At 72.5% G+C, this 21,337-nt stretch carries 18 protein-coding genes; 8 read left to right on the forward strand and 10 right to left on the reverse strand.

Annotation, left to right across the window (positions count from 1 at the left end; translation table 11 throughout):
• Positions 1-1,500, reverse strand: a 1,500-nt coding sequence (locus ACTWQA_RS11935) for an AAA family ATPase (RefSeq protein WP_443159298.1), incomplete at its 3' end; no start/stop codon positions are given.
• A complete protein-coding gene (locus tag ACTWQA_RS11940) occupies positions 1,501-2,610 on the reverse strand; it encodes an exonuclease SbcCD subunit D (RefSeq protein WP_443159299.1) in 1,110 nt (369 codons plus the stop codon). It abuts the gene before it with no gap.
• Between the two features lie 109 nt (positions 2,611-2,719).
• Between ACTWQA_RS11940 and ACTWQA_RS11945 the strand changes: the two genes are divergently transcribed.
• Positions 2,720-4,213: an alpha/beta hydrolase family protein gene (locus ACTWQA_RS11945; protein ID WP_443159300.1), complete on the forward strand. Its 1,494-nt coding sequence runs from the start codon at positions 2,720-2,722 to the stop codon at positions 4,211-4,213.
• Here ACTWQA_RS11945 and ACTWQA_RS11950 read toward each other — a convergent pair.
• Both ACTWQA_RS11950 and ACTWQA_RS11955 read right to left on the reverse strand, forming a co-directional pair.
• Positions 4,186-5,109, reverse strand: a complete 924-nt coding sequence (locus tag ACTWQA_RS11950) for an alpha/beta hydrolase (protein ID WP_443159301.1) — start codon at positions 5,107-5,109, stop codon at positions 4,186-4,188. The two genes, ACTWQA_RS11945 and ACTWQA_RS11950, sit on opposite strands and share 28 nt — an antisense overlap.
• 1 nt (position 5,110) lies before the next feature.
• Positions 5,111-5,335, reverse strand: coding sequence for a hypothetical protein (locus ACTWQA_RS11955; RefSeq protein WP_443159302.1), 225 nt, complete (start codon positions 5,333-5,335; stop codon positions 5,111-5,113).
• A 140-nt stretch (positions 5,336-5,475) separates the two neighbouring features.
• Here ACTWQA_RS11955 and ACTWQA_RS11960 point away from each other — a divergent pair, with 140 nt between their 5' ends.
• Positions 5,476-6,915, forward strand: a complete 1,440-nt coding sequence (locus ACTWQA_RS11960) for an LCP family protein (RefSeq protein WP_443159303.1) — start codon at positions 5,476-5,478, stop codon at positions 6,913-6,915.
• A 72-nt stretch (positions 6,916-6,987) separates the two neighbouring features.
• Here the strand turns inward: ACTWQA_RS11960 and ACTWQA_RS11965 are convergent, their stop codons facing one another.
• The gene (locus ACTWQA_RS11965; protein WP_443159304.1) at positions 6,988-7,353 is read right to left on the reverse strand and encodes an alpha/beta hydrolase fold domain-containing protein; all 366 of its coding nucleotides are present in this window, start codon (positions 7,351-7,353) and stop codon (positions 6,988-6,990) included.
• Positions 7,354-7,443: 90 nt separating this feature from the next.
• On the opposite strand from ACTWQA_RS11965, the gene ACTWQA_RS11970 reads away from it, so the two are divergent.
• A complete protein-coding gene (locus ACTWQA_RS11970; RefSeq protein WP_443159305.1) occupies positions 7,444-7,749 on the forward strand; it encodes a MarR family winged helix-turn-helix transcriptional regulator in 306 nt (101 codons plus the stop codon).
• 62 nt (positions 7,750-7,811) lie between these two features.
• Here the strand turns inward: ACTWQA_RS11970 and ACTWQA_RS11975 are convergent, their stop codons facing one another.
• A complete protein-coding gene (locus tag ACTWQA_RS11975) occupies positions 7,812-9,035 on the reverse strand; it encodes a LeuA family protein (RefSeq protein WP_443159306.1) in 1,224 nt (407 codons plus the stop codon).
• A 65-nt stretch (positions 9,036-9,100) separates the two neighbouring features.
• Here ACTWQA_RS11975 and ACTWQA_RS11980 point away from each other — a divergent pair, with 65 nt between their 5' ends.
• Positions 9,101-10,429, forward strand: a complete 1,329-nt coding sequence (locus ACTWQA_RS11980; protein WP_443159307.1) for a citrate/2-methylcitrate synthase — start codon at positions 9,101-9,103, stop codon at positions 10,427-10,429.
• 17 nt (positions 10,430-10,446) lie between these two features.
• Here the strand turns inward: ACTWQA_RS11980 and ACTWQA_RS11985 are convergent, their stop codons facing one another.
• From ACTWQA_RS11985 to ACTWQA_RS11995, 3 genes are read right to left on the reverse strand one after another with little or no spacing between them, the layout of a single operon-like run.
• Positions 10,447-13,668 (reverse strand): chromosome partitioning protein ParA, encoded by a 3,222-nt coding sequence (locus ACTWQA_RS11985; protein ID WP_443159308.1) that lies wholly within the window; start codon positions 13,666-13,668, stop codon positions 10,447-10,449.
• Positions 13,669-13,710: 42 nt separating this feature from the next.
• Positions 13,711-14,982 (reverse strand): hypothetical protein, encoded by a 1,272-nt coding sequence (locus tag ACTWQA_RS11990; RefSeq protein ID WP_443159309.1) that lies wholly within the window; start codon positions 14,980-14,982, stop codon positions 13,711-13,713.
• A complete protein-coding gene (locus tag ACTWQA_RS11995) occupies positions 14,979-16,178 on the reverse strand; it encodes a hypothetical protein (protein ID WP_443159310.1) in 1,200 nt (399 codons plus the stop codon). Before ACTWQA_RS11995 ends, ACTWQA_RS11990 begins: the two co-directional genes overlap by 4 nt.
• 134 nt (positions 16,179-16,312) lie before the next feature.
• Between ACTWQA_RS11995 and ACTWQA_RS12000 the strand changes: the two genes are divergently transcribed.
• Genes ACTWQA_RS12000 through ACTWQA_RS12015 form a run of 4 tightly spaced genes read left to right on the forward strand, consistent with a single transcriptional unit; the run spans position 16,313 to position 20,239 of the window.
• The gene (locus ACTWQA_RS12000) at positions 16,313-17,266 is read left to right on the forward strand and encodes a winged helix DNA-binding domain-containing protein (protein ID WP_443159311.1); all 954 of its coding nucleotides are present in this window, start codon (positions 16,313-16,315) and stop codon (positions 17,264-17,266) included.
• Positions 17,267-17,324: 58 nt separating this feature from the next.
• Entirely contained in the window at positions 17,325-17,900 is a 576-nt protein-coding gene (locus ACTWQA_RS12005) for an RNA polymerase sigma factor (protein ID WP_305921822.1), read from the forward strand.
• Entirely contained in the window at positions 17,893-18,663 is a 771-nt protein-coding gene (locus ACTWQA_RS12010; RefSeq protein WP_443159312.1) for a hypothetical protein, read from the forward strand. Before ACTWQA_RS12005 ends, ACTWQA_RS12010 begins: the two co-directional genes overlap by 8 nt.
• A gap of 28 nt (positions 18,664-18,691) precedes the next feature.
• Positions 18,692-20,239, forward strand: a complete 1,548-nt coding sequence (locus tag ACTWQA_RS12015) for a heparinase II/III domain-containing protein (RefSeq protein WP_443159313.1) — start codon at positions 18,692-18,694, stop codon at positions 20,237-20,239.
• Here ACTWQA_RS12015 and ACTWQA_RS12020 read toward each other — a convergent pair.
• Positions 20,212-21,312: an FAD-dependent monooxygenase gene (locus ACTWQA_RS12020; protein WP_443159314.1), complete on the reverse strand. Its 1,101-nt coding sequence runs from the start codon at positions 21,310-21,312 to the stop codon at positions 20,212-20,214. The two genes, ACTWQA_RS12015 and ACTWQA_RS12020, sit on opposite strands and share 28 nt — an antisense overlap.
• Positions 21,313-21,337 lie beyond the last annotated feature (25 nt).

Genomic DNA, 21,337 nt, shown 5'->3' on the forward strand with positions numbered 1-21,337 from the left:
GCCGTCGGCACGGCTAGCGCCGTCGGCACAGAACGCGCCGTCGGCACGGCCAGCGCCTTCCGCACGGCCAGCGCCATCGGCACGGAACGCGCCGCCTGCCCGGGCAGTGCGGCCGTTTGCGAGGCCGAGGTCGGGGCCTGGGCCGGGGTTCGGGAGAGCGTCGGCCAAGAAGGGCCGGGCCTGGGACGAGACGTCGGAGTCCGGAGGGGCGTCCGGCGGGAGGGGGTGGGCACGGGCCTGGGCGTCGGCGGCAAAGGTGCCGGACAGGAGGGGACGGGCTCGGGATAGGGCGTCGGCGGCCATGGTGCGGGTCTTGGCGGCGGCCTCCTCGCGTTGCCTGGTCGCGGTGATGAGGGGCATCACGCGGTCGGCTCGGGCGGCGTCGTCGAGGATGGCCTGCAGGTCGGCTCGTTCGTCGGCGCGCTCGTCGAGCCTGCGGCGGGCGGTGAGTGCCTCGCCGTAGCGGCGTTGCCGGTCGGCGAGGGCGGCGGCCTGGTCGAAGCGCAGCCGTGCCGCACGCAACACCTGCCCCGCCGTCTCGTGGTCCTCATCAGTCCGCACCACGGCGGCCCGCGCGGCGTCGAGCAACGCCCCGGCCCATCGCAACGGGTCCGCGTCAGGTGTCGGCGGCACATCGCCACCGTCGCCGGACCGACCGGCCGGGCCGGCGCCGGAAGCCGATGGCACGTCGAAGAGAGCCTGTGGGGGCCCGGTCGGGGGGAGGGGCGCGGGCGTGAGTGCGGTGCGGAGGTCGTCGCCTGCCGCCTCCTCTTCGCGCTGGATGCGGAGGTCGTCGCCTGCCGCCTCCTCCACGCGCTGGATGCGGAGGTCGTCGCCCGCTGCCTCCTCCACCCGCTGGATGGCGAAGTCCACCTGTTGCCGCAGGTCCTGGGCCGCTCGCCAGGCCAGCTTGCGCTGCTCGGCCAGCCACGACTCCGCCGCCGTGAACACCTTGACCGTGAACAGCCGCTCCAGCAGCTTCGCCCTCTCCTCCCCGTCCGCCCGCAGGAACTTGGCGAAATCCCCCTGGGGCAGCATGGCCACCTGCCAGAACTGGTCGGCGTTCATGCCGAGCAGCCCGCCCACCAGATCTCCCGCCTCGTCCAGCCGGGTCGTCAGGCCATGCCAAGAGGTCCCGCGCCGCTCCGAGACGACGACCTTGGCCTTCTCCTCCGTGAACCCCGTGCCCCGCAGTTTGGGCCGCTGCCAGGAGGGCGAGCGCTGGATGCGGAGTAAGCGGCCGCGGATCGACACCTCCAGGGTGACCGACGGCCCGGCCGAGGACGGGGCGTGGTCGCAGCGCAGGCTGCGGGCGCTGTTGCGTTGCCCGGGGACCTGTCCGTAGAGGGCGAAGCACAACGCGTCGAGGATTGTGGTCTTGCCCGCCCCGGTGGGTCCGTGGACGAGGAAGAGGCCGGCCTCGGCCAGGGCGTCGAAATCGACCGTCTCGGTGCCGGGGAAGGACCCGAACGCCGTCAGCGTGAGCCGGTGCGGCCGCATCTATGCCATCGTCTCCTTCGCCCTCGACGCCTCGATCGCCTGTCTTAGCAGGTCTTCCTCCTCAGGTGCGGCAGGCTCGCCGCGGACCTCCTTGACGAAATCGAGCGCCACCTCCGCCTCGGGCCGCCCGCTCACGCGCAGGGGCTGGGCCGACGGCACCGCGCCGACGGGGTCGAAGGAGAGGGCGAGGGTGTGGGGGAAGCGGGCGCGCAACCGGTCCATGGCGGACTTGGGGCGGACGGCGTCGGTGAGGGTGATCTGCAGCCAATGACCTTCGAGATCGGCATATTTCGGGTTTGTCAGCAGCTCTTCCAACGCCCCGCGCAGCCGCCCGACGGGCCGGGGCACCGGCGCCGGCACGAACGCGATCGAAGAGCCCAGCTCCACCAGCCACGACCCCTTGACCTGCCCCACCTCGGAGAAGGAGTAGGCCAGCGGCGACCCCGAGTAACGCACGGTCTCCGCCATGCGCTGCCGCCCGTGCAGGTGCCCCAGCGCCACGTAGTCCACCCCGTCGAAGGCCGCCAGCGGCACGTGGGCCACCCCGCCGACACTGATGTCCCGCTCGCTGTCGCTGGCCTGCCCTCCGGTCACGAAGCAGTGGGCCAGCACCACCGACGCGCGACGGCGTGCGGAATCGGCCCTGACCCGGTCCATCGCGTACGTGATCGCGGCGGTGTGACTGCGGTCGGCCAGCTCCCACGGCGCGCGGACCAGCTCCGGCTCCAGGTAGGGGATGCCGTAGAAGGCCACCCCGTCCACCAGCACCGGCTCCCAGGCGAGATCCGGCGCCGTGCGCACGTGCACCCCGGCCGCCTCGAACAACGCCGAGCCGAACCGCAACCGCAGCGCCGAGTCGTGGTTGCCGCTGATCAGCACCACCCGCGCCCCCGCCGACACCAGCCGGCCGAGCGCCTCGTCCAGCAGGGCGACCGCGTCGACCGGCGGCAACGCCCGGTCGTAGACGTCGCCGGCGACCGCGACCACGTCGACCCGCTCGGCCCGCACCGTCTCCACCAGGTGATCGACGAACGCCGCCTGTGCGGCGAGCAGGCTCTCGCGGTGGAAGGTGCGCCCCAGATGCCAGTCGGAGGTGTGCAGGATCCGCATGTCGCAGGAAGCTAACAGTTCTCACCGACAAAAGCGGTCCCTGTCGCCCCACCCGCCAGGAGTAGGCTGGAAGATCGGAGCGGGCAAAACAACGCACATGGGGAGGCCGATGCGCACAGGCCGTGGCACCTTGAGCGTAGCCGCCGGTCTGGTGCTGGTGGCTCTTGCGACGGTCGGCTATGTGTTGCCGCCCGCGTTCGATCCGCCGCCGCTCAAGGTGGATCCAGCTTTCCAGGCGATCGCGCCGCAGCCGGCGGGCGAAGTGCGGCCGGTGGTGGCGCTCGCGCCTGTCCGCAGGCAGGAGATCTCGCTTCCCGCCGAAAGCCAGCGACTGGAAGGCACGCTGCGGATGCCCACGACGCCCGGGCGGCATCCGGCGATGGTGTTCGTGTCGGGGTCGGGCAACGGCTCGCGTACGGAGTTCACGCCGCAGGCGGAGTTCCTGGCCAAGGCGGGCGTGGTGACGATCGCGTTCGACAAGCGCACGATCGGCTACAACTTCCGCGAGCGCGACTTCGGGCTGCTCGCCGACGACGCGCTGCGCATGGTGGAGTATCTGCGCACGCTGCCCGAGGTGGATCCCACGCGGGTCGGGATCTGGGGCGTCAGCGAGGGCGGCTGGGTGGTCCCGATCGCGGCCGCCAAGAGCGCGGCGGTGGGCTTCGTGGTGCTGGTGTCCTCGCCGAACGTCTCGCCGCTGCGTCAGGTCGCCTGGGCGCTGAACGAGCAGCTGCTCAGGCTGCGTGCCCCGGTCGGCGCGCGCGACCTGCTGACCAGGGCGATGGGCGGGGTCGGCTTCAACTTCCTGCGTTACGACGCGATGCCCGCTTTAAGCCAGATCAAGCAGCCGGTCCTGGCGTTCTACGGCACCACCGACCCCTCGATCCCCTTCGTCGAGTCCACAAAGGCGCTCATCACAGCCATGGACAAGGCGGACAACGACCACTACACGATCCGGTTCATGGCCAAGGGCGACCACGCCATGCGGGTCCAGGGCGGCCCGTTCACCCAGGGCTACCTGGAGACCCTCACCAACTGGATCACCGGCCTGCCCACCACCGCCAAGCCCGCGATCCACATGGCGGGCGCCACCCCGGTGCAGCGGTTCGAGGCCAGCGACGTGCCCGAGGCCCCCTGGTACGCGGGCGGCACGATGCTGGGCCTGACGATCTGCCTGGCCGCGGTCGGCTACGTGGCCGGACCCGTCGCCGCCGTCCTCGTACGGCTGCGCGGCCGCGGCCACCTGACCGTCGAGAGCAACGCCCGCCTGTGGCGGCCGATCAGGCGGCGGCTGGTCAGGATCGCGTGGACCAGCCTGGGCCTGCTGGTGTCGGTGGTGGCGTTCATCGCGCTGCTGGTGATGTTCTCGATCAACCAGGCCGGGGCCTGGCCGGCCGTGCTGGCCGGGTGGCTGGTCGTGCGAGTGCTGGCCGTGCTCATGCTGATCCAGGAGGTCACGGCGGTGGCGGCGTTCGTGTCGGCGCTGCGCGAGGGCATGCAGCCGAGCCGCTGGCAGCACGTCGCGGTCGCGGGCGTGCTGGGCGGCACCGGGCTGCTGATGGTGGCGGCGGCCTACTACGGGCTGTTCTCGTTCCCCTGGTAGACGAAGGCGTTCATCCAGCGGTCGAGCTCGGCGAACACCTGCTTGCGCACGGGCTCGGCCGACAACACCAGGTCGTGCACGCCGTCCTGGATGCGGACGCACGTGACGTGCGGCCCGACGGAGGTGGCCCAGCGGGCGATCTGCCGCGGGTCGAGCACGACGTCGGCCGAGCGCGCCTCCGGGACGAAGTCGCGCACCTTCAGGCCCGTCGTCGAGCAGAGCACCAGGACGGGCACGTCAACCGCGAGACCCGCGTGCAGGCGGCGCTGGGCGCGGCGGATGGCGGCCAGCCACGTGGCGTGCACCGCGAACCCGCCCAGTGGCTTGAGCTCCAGGTCGTAGTCCCATTCGCCGTGGTGATCGCGGTGCAGGGTCTGCCCGTACGCGGTGCTGATGCCCAGCGGGAGCGCCCTGCGCGTGTACGACATCGGCGTCTTGAGCAGGTCGGCGGCCACGCGGAGCGGCGCGGGCACGTTGAGGTCGAAGAACGGGCTATTGAGCACGAGACCCTGCACCAGGCCGCGGCCGCGCACCCGGTCGGCCCACAGCGGGGCGATCAGGCCGCCGGTCGAGTGCGCGTTGATCGTCAGCTCGTCGTGGTCCCGCCTGATGATCCGTACGGCCTCGTCGATCTCGGGGAAGTAGTCGGTGACGCTCCTGATCAGGCCCCTGGTCTGGTGCGGCAGCAATGAGCGGCCGTATTTACGCAGGTCGAGCGCGTAGAAGTCGACGCCGCGCTGAAGGTAGTAGTCGGCCAGGTGGTCCTGGAAGAAGTAGTCGGTGAACCCGTGCAGGTAGAGCACTGCCTTGCGGGATCCGGCCGTCCTGGAGACCAGCGTCGCGACGACCTCGCCCTCGAAGTCGTCCGGGAGTCGCAGCGTGGTGACCTCGTACATGTTAGCCACGATAAGGATTTTCCGGCCAGAACGGCACACCCGACGGCAGATCCCGGCTCACCTTCATCGGGAAGTTCGCCTCCTCGTCGTCGGCGTCGGCGAGGTCGAACGCCTCGGCCAACTCGCCGCGCATCGCGAAGGTCAACGCGTTGAGGCGATCGGGGCGGTTCAATGTGATGGTAGCGATGCGATCGGCCACGCCGTACTCGATCTCAGAGAAGGGCATGTCCGAACTTTATTCGGTTACTGATGTTCACTCTCCGATAAAGACATATTTCGTATTCCATGCGTAGGCTGCCGACTCAATTCATGCCTAGGGTCGGCACACGGGGAAACGGGGATGGCGTGCAGCAGGCGAAGGGACCGGTGAGTGCCGGTGAGGTCCTCGGCTGGCTGATGCTCTCGGCACTGGCGCCGGGGGCGGCTCACCTGCGCGCCGGCTGGCGCAAGACTGGCCTCGTCCTGATCTCCTGCTACGCCGCGGGGCTGCTGGCGCTGCTCGCGGTGTGGCTGATGAACGACCTCGACAACCTCGCAGGCTCGCTGATCGACAACTCCCGGCTGACCGCGATCATCGTCGGCGCCGGGATCCTCGGGCTGGCGTGGTTCGGTCTGATCGTGCACTCGTTCGTGGTGCTGCGGCCGGGGCGGCTGCCGCAGAACGGGCAGATCGTCAGCGGCACGGTGGCCGGGCTGCTCGCGGTCGTGGTGATGCTGCCGTTCGGGTGGGTCGGCCAGTTCGTGTGGACCTCGCAGCAGACGCTCAACGACATCTTCCAGGAAAACCCGTCCGACGGCGAGTCGCCGGCCCTGGCCCAGCCGAAGCCCGAGGATCCGTGGGCGGGGCGGCAGCGGGTCAACATCCTGCTCCTCGGCGGCGACGCCGACGATCACCGGGTCGGCGTGCGTACCGACAGCATGAACCTGGCCAGTGTGGACGTGAAGACCGGCAACACCGTGCTGTTCAGCCTGCCGCGCAACCTGGAGAACGTGCGGTTCCGGCCGGGCACGCCCATGGCCGTGCGGTTCCCCAACGGGTTCCGGCTGCCGCCCGACGCCGCCGGCGGGCGCAGCGACCTGCTCAACAGCGTCTGGGAGTACGCCGACGCGCACCCGGAGATCTTCGGCGGCAGGCAGCACCAGGGCCCCAAGGTCCTGATGGACACGATCGGCTACACCCTCGGCGTCAAGGTCGACTGGTACGCCCTGGTCAACATGTGGGGCTTCGCCCGCCTCATCGACGCCATCGGCGGCATCACGATCAACGTCGAGACGGACGTCGTCTTCGGCAAGTACAACGAGGGCCTCGTCAAGGCCGGCACGCGCAAGCTGAAGGGCGCCGACGCCATGTGGTACGCCCGCTCGCGCACCAACAGCGACGACTACACCCGGATGCGCCGCCAGCGCTGCGTGCTGGGCGCCCTGCTCGACCAGGCGGATCCGGGGACGGTGCTGACCAGGTTCAACAAGATCGCGCTGGCCACCAAAGAGCTGATCAGGACCGACATCCCGCGGCGCTGGCTCACGCACCTCGTGCCGCTGGCGCTGAAGGTCAAGAACGCGAAGGTGACGAGCGTGCAGTTCGTGCCGCCGCTGATCAACACCGGGTACCCCGACTGGGAGAAGATCCGCACCATCTCGGCCAAGGCCATCCGCGACTCGTCCGCGCCCAAGCCGGCCCTCGCCGCCACCGCCTCGCCCGGTGTGCCGTCCAGCCCGGCCCCGAAGAAGACCCCGAAGAAGAGCACCGGCACCAGCACCAACCCGGCCAAGGGCCTCACGGAAGGGTGCGACGGGGCGCTCTAGTCCGGCCCAGAGGGGCTGCGGGCGGGTGCCCCTCCACCTGTGCGGGCCCCTGTTCCGCACAGGTGGCCTGGTTCATGCGCTGCCGAGGGCGGTGCGCAGTGTGCTGATGGCCTGGTTGATGGCGGCGTCGGCGGCATGGGTTTCGCGCAGGGCGTTGAGCATGACGAAGTCGTGGATGATGCCCAGGTAGCGGACGGCCGTGACGGGGACACCGGCCTGGCGCAGCTTGTTGGCGTACGCCTCGCCCTCGTCGCGGAGGACGTCGGCCTCAGCGGTGATGACCAGGGCCGGTGGCAGGCCGGCCAGGTCGTCGGTGGTGTACTGGTCCCAGAACCACTGCATGGCGTCGCGGCGCAGGAAGTAGCCGGTGGCGAACCGGTGGTAGGAGCCGGTGTCGAAGCTCGCGTCGGTGACCGGGTAGAAGAGCACCTGCTGCACCAGCGGAACGACGCCGCCTCGCGGTCGGTCACCGCGCGATACCGCCCCCTGCTGGAGGAGCTCGGGCTGACCTATCCCCAATACCTGGTCATGCTCGTGCTGTGGGAGCAGGGCTCGGTATCGGTGCGGGAGCTGGGCGCCGCACTCCAGCTGGAGTCCAGCACGCTGTCCCCTCTCCTCAAGCGCCTCGAAGCCGGCAACCTGATCCGCCGCGAACGACGCGCCGACGATGAGCGATCAGTGGCCATCACGCTCACGGAGGCGGGCACGAGGCTTCGCGAACGAGCGCGCACGGTGCCCCTCGCCATCGGCGACGCCATGGGCCTGACCCCCGAACAGCACACCACCGTCAGACACCTGCTCCGCTTGCTCATCGCCAACGTCAGCCGCGGTTGAGGGCCTGCTCGCCCGCCCCGGCGGCGTGACTTCGCAGGGCACGCTGCCGGCCCGTCGTGTTGTCAGTCGCCTTCGTAGCCGGGGAAGAGCAGGGACAACTCGCGGGGATAAGTCGCGATCAGGCGCAGCTCATCGTCGGTGAGCGGCCTGCCGGTCATGGCGTTGCAGAGCTGGACCAGCCGGAACGCCAGATCCTCGTCCTCTGCCACCTCGACCCCGAGCCCCTCCATGACGTGCCGGAACCCGGCCTTCCCGCCGTACTCGCCGGTCAGCACGACCCGCCCGCTCCTCGCGTGCCAGTCCTCGGGGAACGGGCCCAGCGTCGCCTCGTCGTACAGCTCGTAGTTACCATGATCCTTCAGCGCGCCGTCGGCGTGAATGCCCGACTCGTGCGCGAACGCATTGCGCCCCACCCCCACCTGGTTGTACGGCAGCGGCTGCCCGAACGCGTAACTCGCCCACAACCCGAACCGGCGTGCCCAGGACAGGTCGAGCGCGTCACCGATCTCGGCGTTCAGCCCGAAGCCGTGCTCGAAGGCCAGGATGGTGGACAGCAGGTCGGCGTTGCCGGAACGTTCGCCGATGCCGTTCACGCACGTGTTGATCCACGCGTCCTGCCCGGCGTCCAGGTCGCCGAGCGCGCCGGACACCGAGTTGGCCACGGCCAGGCCCAGGTCGTTGTGGCAGTGCGTCTCGACCGGCATCGCGGTGGCCGAGGCCAGCTTCGCGAAGCGCTCGCGGATCCGGTCGGGCGTGTCGCCGCCGATCGTGTCGCAGTAGCGCACCCGGTCGGCGCCCGCCTGCTTGGCCGCCAGCGCGAACTCCAGCAGGAAGCCGTCATCGGTACGCGAGCCGTCCTCGGCGTTCACCCCCACGGTCAGCGCGCCCGCGTCCTTGGCCACACGGACCGCCGCCGTCATCTCCCTGATGATCGCGCCGCTGTCCAGCCGGCCGCGGAACTTGTTCTGGATCATGTAGTCGGACGTCGAGATGGACAGGTTGTAGTGCTTGAGTCCGAGCGGCGCCGCCCGCTCCACGTCCTGCGGCACGCCCCGGCACCAGCCGGACAACCGCAGCTCACCGAACGCCCCCGCCTCGGCCAGCGCCAGCTGCGCCTTCACGTACGGGACCTCGTGGAAGAGGAACGGGAAACCGATCTCGGACTGCGCCACCCCGAGCCTGGCCAGATAGAAGTTGACCATGGTCTTGCCGAACTTCGACAGGCCGGTGCGCGCGGTCTGCACGCCGTCCCGGTTGGTCACATCCAGGAAATGAACCTTTGGCATGCCCCCACGTTGACACGCGTGCTCAACATGGATCAATATTGATTTTCATCAATATGGAGGCTAGAGTGGAGTGGATCGACGCGGCCACGGCGGCCGAACGGCTCGGGGTCAAGCCCGCCACGCTCTACGCGTACGTGAGCAGGGGAGTGCTGCAGCGGCGGCGAAGCGACGACGGGCGGCGCAGCCTCTTCTCCGCTGAGGAGATCGAACGGCTCGCCCGGCGGGGACGGCCGCGCAGCCAGCCGCCGGAGCTCGTCATCGAGTCGGCCGTCACCGCCCTCGGCGTCGACCGTCCCTACTACCGGGGGGTCGACGCGCTGGAGCTGGCCGGGACGACCGCCTTTGAATCGGTCGCAGAATGGCTTTGGACCGCCGACCCCAGCGTGCTGCCGGGCCCACGCCGAGGGCGGCCGGCTGCCCCTGCGGAGCCACAGGGCGACGGGCAGCAGCCGCGACATCGCGCGTCCGCCGGTTCGCCCGCGATGGCGCGGCAGCGCGACCCCGGCCCAGCGCCCGATGCCGGGGTGATGTCGTGGCGGTGCGAGCCGGGCGCGTTGCAGGCTGCGGTCGTGGCCCAGCGCGGGCTCCCGGACGACCTCCTGCCTCTCGACCGCCTGCAAGTGATCACCACGGTCCTCGGCGCGTCAGACTCCCTGCGTTACCAGCTCGACCCCGCCTCCGTCGCCGCCACCGGCCGCCGCCTGATCGCCGGGCTGGTCGATGCGCTGCCCCAGCTCAGCGAGCCGCAGGGGGAGTCGATCGCCGAGCGCCTGTGGTCCCGCCTGTGCCCGCACCCCGCTCCGCCGGCCCTGCTCGACGCGTTGCGGGCCGCGCTCGTGCTGCTCGCCGACCACGAGCTGGCCGCCTCGACGCTGGCCGCCAGGGTCGCCGCCTCCGCGAAGGCCGACCCGTACGCCGTGGTCCTGACAGGGTTCGGCGTGCTCGGCGGCCCCTTGCACGGCGGCGCGTCGTACGGAGCCGAGCGGCTGCTCGCCGAGATCGCCGAGCCCGGCCAGGCCGCGCGGGCGGTCGCCGAGCGGGTGCGGCGCGGCGAGCGCATCCCCGGCTTCGGCCACAGCATCTACAAGAACGGCGACGGTCGCGGCGGCCTCCTGCTCGACCTGGTCAAGGAGGCCGCGCCGGGACATGAGCGAATCGCCGCGGGCATGGCCGTGCTGGCGGAGATGCGCCGGCGGCGGCTCCCCGAGCGCAACATCGACTTCGCCCTCGCCATCCTCGCCGCCGTCAGCGGAATGGTCAGGGGCGCAGGGGAGGCCGTCTTCGCGGTCGCCAGGGTGGCGGGGTGGCTGGCGCACGCGATGGAGGAGTATGAGCGAGGCACCCTCCTGCGCCTGCGCGCCTCCTACACCGGCCCGCCGGTCCGCGGCGCGTGACCTCTTGGGAGGCCGCGTCAGCTGCGGTCGACGTACGCCGCCAGCGCTCGCACCCGCTCCGCGTGCTGGTCGTGCCCGACGATCACCGGAGGCTCGTTGTACGGCATCGCGTCCGACGAGCGCCGCAGCTTGACGTATTGGCCGCAGGCGTCGATCGCGTACGGCTCCATGTCGTCCTGCAACGCCCCGATCACCGTGATCCCGTAGGTCTCGCCGATCCTCCTGAACAGCGCCACCGCCTCCCTGCGGTGCTCCTTGCCCAGGTTGCGGCCCAGCTCGTCGAGCACCAGGCACAGATGCCCGCCCCCGGACGACGCGATGGCCGCCGCGCACACCAGCTTGACGGCCTTCTCGTCCATGAGCGCGGTGTTGGCCCGCCGGTTGTAGGGCACGAACCCCTGCCCCTCGCCGCGCCGCCACTTCGGCGTCACGCGCCACTGCCAGCGCTGCTCGGGATCGGCAGGCGCGGGGGGCACGGGGAACTCCAACGTCGCGCCGTAACCGCCGTAGGACGTGTCGAGCTTCTCGAACTCCTCCGCCACCCGCGTCAGCCGCGCCTTGATCGCCGCCGTGAGCGCCGCCCGGTGCACGGCCGTCGACTGCGCCGCTTCCTCCGCGCCCCTGGCCGCCGCCGCCAGGTCGCGCTGCCTGGAGACGATCTGCGCCTCGATCTGCCGCCGCTGGTGCCGCTCGTACTCCTCCTGACCTCGCAGGTACGACGCCAGCGCGCCGCACACCGCCGCGAACGTCGCCTGCTCCCGCGCCGTGCTCCCGCCCCGCTCGCTCAGCAGGAACCGCAGCTCCTCAGGGATCTCCGCGTCCTCCTCTGGGAACGTGTCGCGCAACGCCTGATCGAAGTGCCGCTCGGCGATCCGCCACCACTCCTCGGCCGTGCGCGGCCGCTCCTCCTCCGCCAGCGTGTCCAGCCATTCGCGGGCGGTCTCCACCGTGCCGCCCCAGTCGGCGGCCAACGCCGCGAGCTTGAGCGCCTCCCGCTCGGCGGCGACCTTCGTCTCCTGGTCGCGGGCCTGCGCCCGCTCGCTCTCGTGCCGCTGCCGCCGGCCCTCCAGCCGTTCGATCTCCATGTCCCGCGTACGGGCCCGGAAGTCCAGCGCCCCCGCCAGCCGCTCCGCCTCGGCGACCTTAGGAGCCAGCTCCTCGATCGCGGTGTTGAGCTCGCCGAGCCGGATCCGCCGTTCGCTCAGCTTCGCCTCGACCTCGGCCAGCCGCACCCCGGCCCTGGCCCCCTCCAGCCGCCGCTGCGCCTCCGCGACGGCCTCCTCCCCATCGCGTACGGCCTGCGCCGCCGTCTCCTGCGTGTCCTTGGCCCGGTGCAGCCGCTGCTCGGCCGCCTTGATCCGGGCCTCCCGCCCGGTCGCCACCCCGTCGAACGCCCCCACCACGCTCACCCCGGCCGCGCTGACCAGCACCGACCCGGGCAACGCCGCGAGGGCGTCGGCCGCCGAGGAGAGCTGGGCGGCATCCACGATCACGGCGTGCTCGTGCGGCCACCCGCGCAGGCCGTCCGGCTGCCCGGCCTCACGCGCCTGCTCGGCCACGTCCAGCGCGTCCAGCAGGCCGGTCGCGCCGACGCCCGCCGCCGCCAGCGCGTTGAGCTGGGCCGCCGCCGGGCCTCCCTCCGCGTCGTCCAGCGCCGCCTGGGCGGAGTGCATCTCCTGGTCGGCCACGCCCAACGCCTTCAGCGCCTCGTTGAGACGGAGCCGGACCTCCCGCAGCTCCCCCTCGGCCGTGGGCACGTCACGCCCGTCGGCGAACCTGCGGGTCTCCTCGAGGGCCTGGGTCTGGCCGCGCAGCTCGTCGGCGGAGTTTTCGGCCACGGCGCGGTCCGCGTCCAGCTTGGCGGCTCTGGCCTGCAGCGACGCCAGCTCCTTGCGGGCCTGCGACACCTGCCGGTCCAGCGTGTCCTCCCTCAGCGTGGTGATCTCGGCCTTCACCATGGCGATCGCCTCGGCCGCCGTCTCGCCGGCCGCGCGGTGCCTTTCGAGGTCGGCGGCCAGCGACTCGTCCTTGGCCGCCGCGTCGGCCAGCCTGCGCGCCTGCCTGCCGCGCCAGCACCGCAACGCGTCCGCCAGGCGGATCCTCGCCTGATCCCGCCGGTCGAACGTCGTCAGCAACGCCTTCGACTCCGCCTCGAACTCGGCCAGCCGGTCGCCCGCCTGCGCCGCGCGCACCCGCTTGGCGTGCTCGTCCCTGCGGGCCTCGCGTTCCTGCTCCAGCTCGGCGTCCAGGCCGGTGAGCGCGGCGATGGCCTCGAAGACCCGCTCGGGGGAGATCTCGTTGAGCGGCTGGGAGAGCAGGTTGGTGGCCACCTTGCTACGCACGGACGTGGACAGGAACGACACACACCTGATCCGGTCGCCGTAGAGGACCTTGGTGAGGTCGCGGGCCACCACGTCGCGCCGCCCGGCCGACCTGGGCAGCGACGCCCAGATCTCGTCGGCCCGCGCCACCCGCTCCGCCTCCGACGGTGCGGCCGCCAGGTGCACACCTTCCCGCCAGCGGATCTCCAGGTGCGGGGCCTCCTGGTTGACCTTCAACCAGACGGTGAGTGCGCCGCCGGAGGTGTCCGGCACCTCGAACAGCTCCCCCGCCCCCTCGCCATCGGGCCCTCCCAGAACAAGCTCCCCGGGGTCCTCCGCCCCGCGATCCGCCCCCGCAGCGGCGCCACCCGCCCCGCTCTCGACGCCCGCGCCCGTCCCGCCGCCCGCGCCGGTCGCGACGCCCGCGCCGGTCGCGACGCCCGCGCCGTCCGCGGAGCCGGGAGGCGTGGCGACGGCGACGGCCGTGGAGCTGGGAGGCGTCGTGAGGGCGGGCAAGCTCGACGCCCCTGCGGCGGACGTGCTGAGGCCGGCAACCGCTCGCGTGCCGTAGGCCTCGGCGGGAAAGCCCTCCATGCCGGGCGGGGCGAAGACGCCCACGATGTAGCCGTGGTCGGCGCTCGCCCACTGGCGGGCGCCCGCCCCGCTGGCCAGCTCGGCGTTGAACAGCAGCTCCGACACCGCCTTGGCGCCCGAGGCGAAGCGCCACTGCTCGTCCCCGAGCAGCGCTGTGATCGAGGCGATGAACGACGACTTACCGGCGCCGTTGGAGTCCTTCGGCCCGGCGCCCGCCACGACGATGAGCGTGCCGGGGACGGTGGGCACCGGATGGGTCGACAGCCGCGAAATGTTGACCGCCTGCACGGCGATCAGCACCCGGTCCCCGACGACGTTCTCCACCTGCGACACCTGTGACCCCCGTAGACCTTCCAGAGAACATGCTCATTGCGCGGACCTCCGCGCCCGGACAGCGACCGCCAGCGGCGTGTTCGGCCCCGCCGCCAGGATCAGCTCCTCCTGCAGCCGCCGCCGCGCCGCCGGGGTGAGCCGGTGGAACTGCGGCCCCGGCACATAGCCGCCCGCCTCCTCACCCGCCTTCACCTGGCTCAGCAGCCCGGCGTGCCGCAGCGTCCGAAGCGCCGCCTCCAGCTCGCCGATCGGCAGTTGCGTGTGACGGCGCAGCTCGTCGGCCGGGGTGGGGTGCGGCGACAACCACGAGTCCTCGGGCAGCAGACCTTCGGCCCGCGGAATGGCCACCGAGTGCACCAGCACCAGCGTCAGCACCGCCCGCTCGCTCACCCCCAACGGCGTTGCGCCAGGCTCCACGGTGGTGAGGGCGTCGTCGTAGCCGGAGATCCAGCGGTCGCGGTGCTGGATGAGGGTGCGGCCGCGCCGGGCCAGCATCTCGCCCAGCGTGCGGCGCAGCGCAGGGTCGCGCAGGGCGGCGAAGCGGACTTCCTGCACCGGCTCGGCGGCGTGCTCCACCACCATGAACGCCGCCACCAGCTCGGCTCGCCGCCGCTCGTCGTAGCCGCCCAGCAGATCGTCGAACTCGGCCGTGCCGCCCTCGGCGCGCACTCCGGCCTCCGCCTCCGGAGAAGGGGCCGCCTCGGTGGGGCGGGCGGCGGCCACGATGTCGGCGTCGCGCACCACGGTGAGATCGGGCCGCTCCGGCTCGGGCAGGCGCCGCACCAGCTCCTGGAGCTGCGCGTGCGACTCCACCGGCCACAGGGCGCAACGCGGGCCCAGCACCACCACGCCGTCGTCCAGGACGATCCACGCCGAGTCGTGCAGGCGACGCAGCGCCCCGATCGCCCAGTTGCGCATCAGATCGTCGGTACGCCCGATCAACGCCCGGTAGGTGTCCAGCACCAGCTCCACGGGCGCCGGATCCCCCGGCCACGGATCCACGGACAGGTCCGTCCAGCAACACTTCAGCACGGCGGCCAGAACCCGTCTGGTCTCGCCGGCCCGCTCCACGGGGACGGCCGCCACCTGGTATTCGTCCAGCAACGACGGCGTCACCCCGTCGGGCCACACCGGCACGGCATGCCCGGTGGAGTCCGGCCACGTCAGGCGCACCATCCCGGCGGGCGCGGCCACCGAGGCCCCGAGCGGCAGCGGCCCGCCCGAACGGGCCCGCGCATGCGCGACCTGCCCCTCGATCGCCCCGGCAAGCGTCTGCGCGGCGCCGGGCTTGTCCGTCGTGCTCATTGGACCCGCTCCAGCCATCCGTGCGACAACCACGCCGGCTCGCGGCCGGGATCGATCGTCAGCTCATCGGACCAGGCCAGCCGGTAGGGCAGCTCGGGACGCAGGTCGACCGTGGTCAGGTCGGCCAGGAGGCGGCGGGCCGACGGCCAGTCGGGGCCGAGCACGTCGGCGAGCGCCACCCGGGAGGCGCCGCCCAGCAACGACTCGGCCACCGATCGAAGCCGCTCCATCGCCGCGCCCGGTGAGGAGTCGAGCGCGTCGGAAGGCCCGGGATCGGGCAGGGTGGAGCGCGGGGGAGTGGGCTGGGCTGGTGCCGGTCGCGGCGCCTCGTCCACGGCGCGGGCGATGGCGGCCGGGTCGTGCCACGGCGCCGGCGCGTCGAACACGAACCCGTCGAGCACGGCGGCCAGCCGCTCCTTCGTGGCGGTCTGCGCGAACGTCCGCCACGTCTCCGTCGGCAGCAACGTCAGATTGCGCGTGGTGCCCGCCGAGTCGGCCAGGCGACCGGCGGCCCGGCGGGAGGCGTCGCTGTAGGAGTAGATCGCCGCCCGCAGATCGGTGCACACCCGGTCGAGCTCGGGCCAGCGGGTCAGGATCGTGCCATGCAGCCCCTGCGCGCGCCGGGCGATCTCCTCGGTGCCCCATAGCTTGGGCGCCTGCTCGCGCAGCTCCTCGATGGTGCCCGTGGTGAGCGTGATCAGCTCCAGCGCCCACAGCCGGAACGCCCGCGCCAGGTTGACCGCGCTCTGCCTGGCCTCCTCCATCGTGGTGCGCGGGTCGGCGACATTGAGGTCCTCGAGGGCCAGCAGCCGGTGCATCTCCGACTGCCCGCCGTCGTCCATCATCCGGCGGATGAACATCAGCCCGACCACGCTCGTGAACGACGCCCGATAACGCAGCTGGTTGGGCTTGGGGAACACCTCGCGGATCGCGCCCAGCCCCTTGAGCGCCCGCAGCCGGTTGTCGAACTGGTCGCTCGGGTAGGCCCGGCAGGCGAAGCGCATCTGCTCGTGCGTCAGCCACTCCTCGCCCGCCTCCGCGAACGCCGCGAACAGCGTCTCGGCGATGTCCACCAGGGCCGGGTCGTCCACCACGGCGCCGCTGTCGCGGGCCAGCGCGGCGAACATGCGGCGGTAGGTGGACAGCACCGCCTCGTCGGTGAGGACGGCGTCGAGGGTCAAGGGCTGTTCGGGCACGCGCACTAAGGTACGGCGTCCGACCGACACTCACGGAACCCAACGCGGCTACCAGCCGGTACGCGTACGCCGGCGGCGCAGCGGGTGCCCACCACTCGCCTGCGCCGGCGACTGCTCCTACGATGATCCACGCGATGAGAAGCATCGAGGCACAACTCCTGCACCGCCCGTCCGGCCTGACCGCGGGCGAGATCGTCCGACGCCTGGGGGCCGTGCAGGCCCAGGACGTGCCCGCCGCCCTTCTGGCCTTCCGCGCCCGCTCGGCCACCCTCAGCCCGGCGGACGTCGAGGCCGCCTGGCACGGTCGCGAGATCGTCAGGACCTGGGGCCCGCGCGGCACACTCCACTTCGCCCACATCGACGACCTGCCCTGGGTCCACGCACTGACCAGGCGCGACACGCACATCCTGCGCCGCCTGCGCGAGGAAGGCGTCACCGCCGACGACCCCCTCGGCCTCATCGCGGGAACGCTCGACGGCCAGGGCCCGCTCACCAAGGCCGACCTGGAGGACCGCCTGGCCGGCCGCGCCCACGGCCAGGGGATCGTCGCCCTCGTGGCGCTGGCCGCGTACCACGGACTGGCCGTGCTGGGCCCGCTCCGCGCGGGCAAACCCACCTACGTGCACGCGGCCGACTGGCTGGGCGCTCCCATCGTCCCCGAGCCTGACCGCGAACGCGCGCTCAAAGAGCTGGCCATCCGCTACCGCCGTGCCCACCACCCCGCCGCGCCCGAGGACCTGGCCGCCTGGGCGGGCCTGCCGCTCGGCCAGGCCCGCGCGGCCTGGGGCCTGAGCGCGGAGGAGCCGCCGCCCGACCGCGAAGGGCCGGGGGCACGCTTGCTGCCCGCGTTCGACGAATACCTGATGGGCTGGCGGAGCAGGGACCCGATCCTGGCCGCCGAGCACGCGAAGCAGGTGTTCCCCGGCGGCGGCGTCCTGCGGCCCGTCGTGCTGGTGGACGGCGTGATCAAGGGTGTCTGGGGGAGGAAGGGCGCGCAGGTGAGCGTGCGGCCGTTCGAGGCGCTGCCGGCCGGCCTGCTCGACGACGAGATCGCCGACGTGCGCCGCTTCCTCGCGGGGGAGCCGTGAAAGCAAACCGGTGTATCGGGAGATAACAAACGACCACTGATACATCGGAAGGTTGCACATGACGGGGGAGACCATCGCGACGGCGGTGCCGTGGGCCGCCCGCGCGCCCGGGGCCCTGCACGCCGACGGGTTCGCCGAGGTGTTCGGCGCCTACTTCGGGGAGATCCACACCTATGTCGCCCAACGGCTCGGCCCCGACCACGCCGAGGACGTCGTCGCGGAGACGTTCCTCATCGCGTTCCGCAAGCGCGCCACCTATGACCCGTCCCGCGCGGCCGTACGCACCTGGTTATACGGCATCGCCACCAAGCTCATCGGCAAACACCGCCGCCTCGAGGCCCGCGCCCTGCGCGCGCTCGGCCGCTGCGGCCCCGACGGGGACTCCCCGGGGCATGAGGACGCGGTCGCTGTCCGGGTCAGCGCCCAGAGCCTGCGCCCCGAGCTGGCCGCCGCCCTCGCGGAGCTGGACCGGCGCGACCGGGACGTGCTGCTGCTGGTCGCGCTCGCCGGGCTGAGCCACGACGAGATCGCCACCGCGCTCGGCATCCCGTACGGCACCGTCGGCTCCCGGCTGAGCCGGGCACGGAAGAAGCTGCGCGCCCTGCTCGGTGAGGCGGTGCTGGTCCATGGATGACCTCGAGCTCGTCCGCGACCTGTACGGCCGGCCGCGGCCCGGCCCGGACGCCCAGGACCGGGTGTGGCGGCGGGTGGTGGCCCGGCGCCGCCGCCGGCGGCTGTCATGGCTGGCGGTCGTCCCGGCCGTGGCGGCGGCGCTCGCCCTGGTCTTCACCGTCCACCAGCCCCAAGAGCTGTCCGGCCGGTCGATCCTGCTCGCGGCGGCCACCACGGCCGCCTCCGGATCGGGCGGGACGTACTGGCACGTCAAGAAGCTGCACGATGACGGCCGGGTGACCGAGCTCTGGGTGACCAGGCAGGGCCAGGCATGGGCCGCCGAACAGGGCAGGATCACGCGCGTGACCGGCAGGTCGCCGTTCAGCATGGCCGGGCGGGACCTGACGGTCCAGCAGATCCAGAGCCTCCCGGCCGAGCCGGGCGCGCTGCGGAAGCGGGTTGCCGCGATGTTGCCCACCGGCTCGGAACGGCTCCTCGCCGACGCGCTCGCCGGCCTGCTGTGGACCAAGCCGTCCGCTCCGGCCGTGCGCGCCGCCGCCTACCGGGCGCTCGCCGACCTGCCCGAGGTCCGCTACCTCGGCGCCCGTACGGACACGCGGGGCCGCGCCGGTGAGGCGTTCTCCTTCGGCCTGCCCTCCGGCGGCCGGCGCACCCTGATCATCGACCAGGCCACCTCACAGGTGTTGTCCAGCGTGGACAGCGGCGGCCGCTCCGAGATCGTGCTCGGCGCGGGCTGGACCGACCGCGGCCCCGACCTTCCCTGACCCTTCCCCCCGCAACAGGAGCCGCGAGGTGTTCTGGCGTGCCCGCACGACCTCAGGCAGGGCCATCTGCCTGAGCGACCGGTTTCCCGTGATCAAGGTGGAGGAGGTGATGCGCGGCCGGGTCACGTTCGCCGGGCTGCCGCCCGTCGAGCTCGGCGCCGACGTCGACTGGACCGCGAACCCGCTCGGCAACCGCTCCTGGGCGCTCAACCTGCACACCCTGCGCTGGCTGGGCGGCCTGGTCGCCGCGTACGAGCGGACCGGCGAGAGCGCGTACCTGGACCGCGCCCGCGCCCTGGCCGAGCACTGGATCCGCGAGAACCCGCGCGGCGGCCACGGGATCAGCCCGTGGGCGTGGGCCGAGCACGCGGTCGCCCTGCGCGCCCCGGTGCTGGTGTGTCTCAGCGAACACCTCCGCACCGGCGTCCTGTGGGACAGCCTGGCCGAGCACGGCGAGATCTTCGCCGACCCCGCGCTCTACCGGGCCGGCCACAACCACGGCCTGGACCAGGACATCGGGCTGCTGGTCGTCGGCTGCCGGCTGGGCCGCGCCCGCTGGCGGGACCTGGCCGTGCGCAGGATGACGGCCTCCGCCGAGCTGGCCATCGATGCCCAGGGCGTGCTGCACGAGCAGGCCCCCCGTTACGGCCTGTACGTGCACCGCCGGCTCGGCATCGCCCTGCGGGCCATCCGCGAGAGCGGCGCCGAGCCGCCGGAGCGGCTGGTGGCCAGGCGGACGGCGCTGGAGGCGTACATCGCGCACGCCACCCAGCCGGACGGCCGGCTCGTCCCCATCGGCGACAGCCCGGCCGACGTGCGCGCGGACGGGTTTCCCCATGACGGGCCGGTGGTGCGGGTGTTCGACGGCGGGTACGTCTTCGGGCGGACCGCCTGGGACGATCCGCATGCCGCCTACTACTCGATCAGGTTCGGCGCGGGGCGGCGGCTGCACGGGCACGAGGATCACCTGGGCGTCACCTACAGCGCCCAAGGCCGCCGGATCCTGGTGGAGGCGGGGTTCCACTCCTACGAGCGGACCGGCTTCGTGGAGTGGACCCGCTCGCCCGAGGCGCACAACGTGCCGGTCGTCACCGGGACCTTCAGGCCCGGCACGGCCACCCGCCTGACCGGCTCCACGATCGGGCCGTCGCGCCAGGCCTTCGAGCTGGCCGACGAGGCCTACGGGGTGCGGAGGACCCGGCACGTCCTCGTCAACCACGGGCCCGACCTGATGGCCGTGCGCGACACCGTCCGGCGCGGGACGCTTCGCAGCCTGTGGCACTTCGACCCGGCGCTGGAGGTGGTCTCCCGGGGCGACGGCGCGGTGGTGCTCGGCGACGGGGACCGGCGGGTGACGCTGCTCCAGCTGCCGGGGGACGGGCAGGCGGTGCGTCCCGGGCTGGTGTGCACCGGGTACCTGCGTACCGCGGAGGCGGTCACCGTGCTGTCCCCCGAGGCGCCCGGCGTGCTGACGATGATCGTCCCGGGCGAGGCCAGGCTGTCCGCATCCGGAGACGTCGTGACCGTCCACACGCCGGACGGCCCCGTTCAGCTGCCGTACAGCCAGTCGACGTAGGTGTGGCTCGCCATGTCCCTGGTGCGGAACAACTCGTTACGCAGCACCCTCGCCACCCCGTCCACGTGCCAGATGTCGCCCCACAGCCGGGCCGTGGTCTGGACCCGCGCCGTGCGCGGGACGCGGATCTCCTGGTAGGCGGCCAGCGCCCGGTCCCAGTCCCCGCCCGCCGCCTGCTCGGCCAGGACGTGGGCGTCCTCGATCGCCTGGCAGGCGCCCTGGGCCAGGTACTGCAACATCGGGTGGGCCGCGTCCCCGAGCAGGGCCAGCCGTCCCCGTACCCACGTGTCGATGGGCGGCCGGTCGAGCATGGGCCAGTGGCGGTCCCGCCACAGGTAGGGCAGGCCCTTGCCGATCTCCGCGCAGCAGCCGTCGAAGGTCGCTTCCAGCTCGCCGGGGCCGCGGAAGACGGCGACCTGGTTGAGCAGCTCGCCGCCGCGCAGGGCGTACTGGACGAAGTGGCACTCGGGCCCGATGTACGCGACCACGTCCGCGGTGTCGAAGTCCTCCGGAAGCGGACACGTGCCTCTGTAGGCGACATATCCGGAATTCTCGGGTTCGTCGGACGCCAGCTGTGCGCGCAGACCCGACTGCAGCCCGTCCGCCGCCACCACCACGCTGCCCTCGTGCACCGACCCGTCCACGCAGTGGGCACGCGCCCGCTCGCCCTCGGTCGTCACCCGCTCGACGTGCTGCCCGTTCAGCAGCTCGACGCCTGCCTCGGCGCAGGCGTCGAGCAGGATGGCGTGCAGGTCGCTGCGGTGTGCCACGACGTATGGCGCCCCGTACCGCCGCCTGAACTCCTCGCCCAGGTCCAGGTGCGTGAGCTCCTCGCCGGTCAGGGCGTCGCGGAAGACCAGCCGCCGGGGCAGCACCCCGGCCGCGACCACCCGGTCGAGCAGGCCCCAGGTGGCCAGCACGCGCGTGGCGTTCGGGCCCAGTTGCAGGCCCGCGCCGACCTCGCCGAACTCGGGCGAGCGCTCCAGCACCCGCACCGACCGCCCGGCCCTGGCCTGCGCGAAGGCCGCCGCCAGCCCGCCGATCCCACCGCCGACGACCAGCACCTCACTCACGACCACACCTGTCTCCCGCGCGCCG

This window comes from Nonomuraea sp. 10N515B (genome assembly GCF_052245915.1).
In the GTDB taxonomy this organism is placed as follows: Bacteria; Actinomycetota; Actinomycetes; order Streptosporangiales; family Streptosporangiaceae; genus Nonomuraea.

Bases quoted from the DNA above. Each gene is read 5' to 3' on its own strand.
- ACTWQA_RS11940 (WP_443159299.1), bottom strand. From the start codon at position 2,610: ATGCGGATCCTGCACACCTCCGACTGGCATCTGGGGCGCACCTTCCAC.
- ACTWQA_RS11945 (WP_443159300.1), top strand. From the start codon at position 2,720: ATGCGCACAGGCCGTGGCACCTTGAGCGTAGCCGCCGGTCTGGTGCTG.
- ACTWQA_RS11950 (WP_443159301.1), bottom strand. From the start codon at position 5,109: ATGTACGAGGTCACCACGCTGCGACTCCCGGACGACTTCGAGGGCGAG.
- ACTWQA_RS11955 (WP_443159302.1), bottom strand. From the start codon at position 5,335: ATGCCCTTCTCTGAGATCGAGTACGGCGTGGCCGATCGCATCGCTACC.
- ACTWQA_RS11970 (WP_443159305.1), top strand. From the start codon at position 7,444: ATGCTCGTGCTGTGGGAGCAGGGCTCGGTATCGGTGCGGGAGCTGGGC.
- ACTWQA_RS11975 (WP_443159306.1), bottom strand. From the start codon at position 9,035: ATGCCAAAGGTTCATTTCCTGGATGTGACCAACCGGGACGGCGTGCAG.
- ACTWQA_RS11990 (WP_443159309.1), bottom strand. From the start codon at position 14,982: ATGAGCACGACGGACAAGCCCGGCGCCGCGCAGACGCTTGCCGGGGCG.
- ACTWQA_RS12000 (WP_443159311.1), top strand. From the start codon at position 16,313: ATGAGAAGCATCGAGGCACAACTCCTGCACCGCCCGTCCGGCCTGACC.
- ACTWQA_RS12005 (WP_305921822.1), top strand. From the start codon at position 17,325: ATGACGGGGGAGACCATCGCGACGGCGGTGCCGTGGGCCGCCCGCGCG.
- ACTWQA_RS12010 (WP_443159312.1), top strand. From the start codon at position 17,893: ATGGATGACCTCGAGCTCGTCCGCGACCTGTACGGCCGGCCGCGGCCC.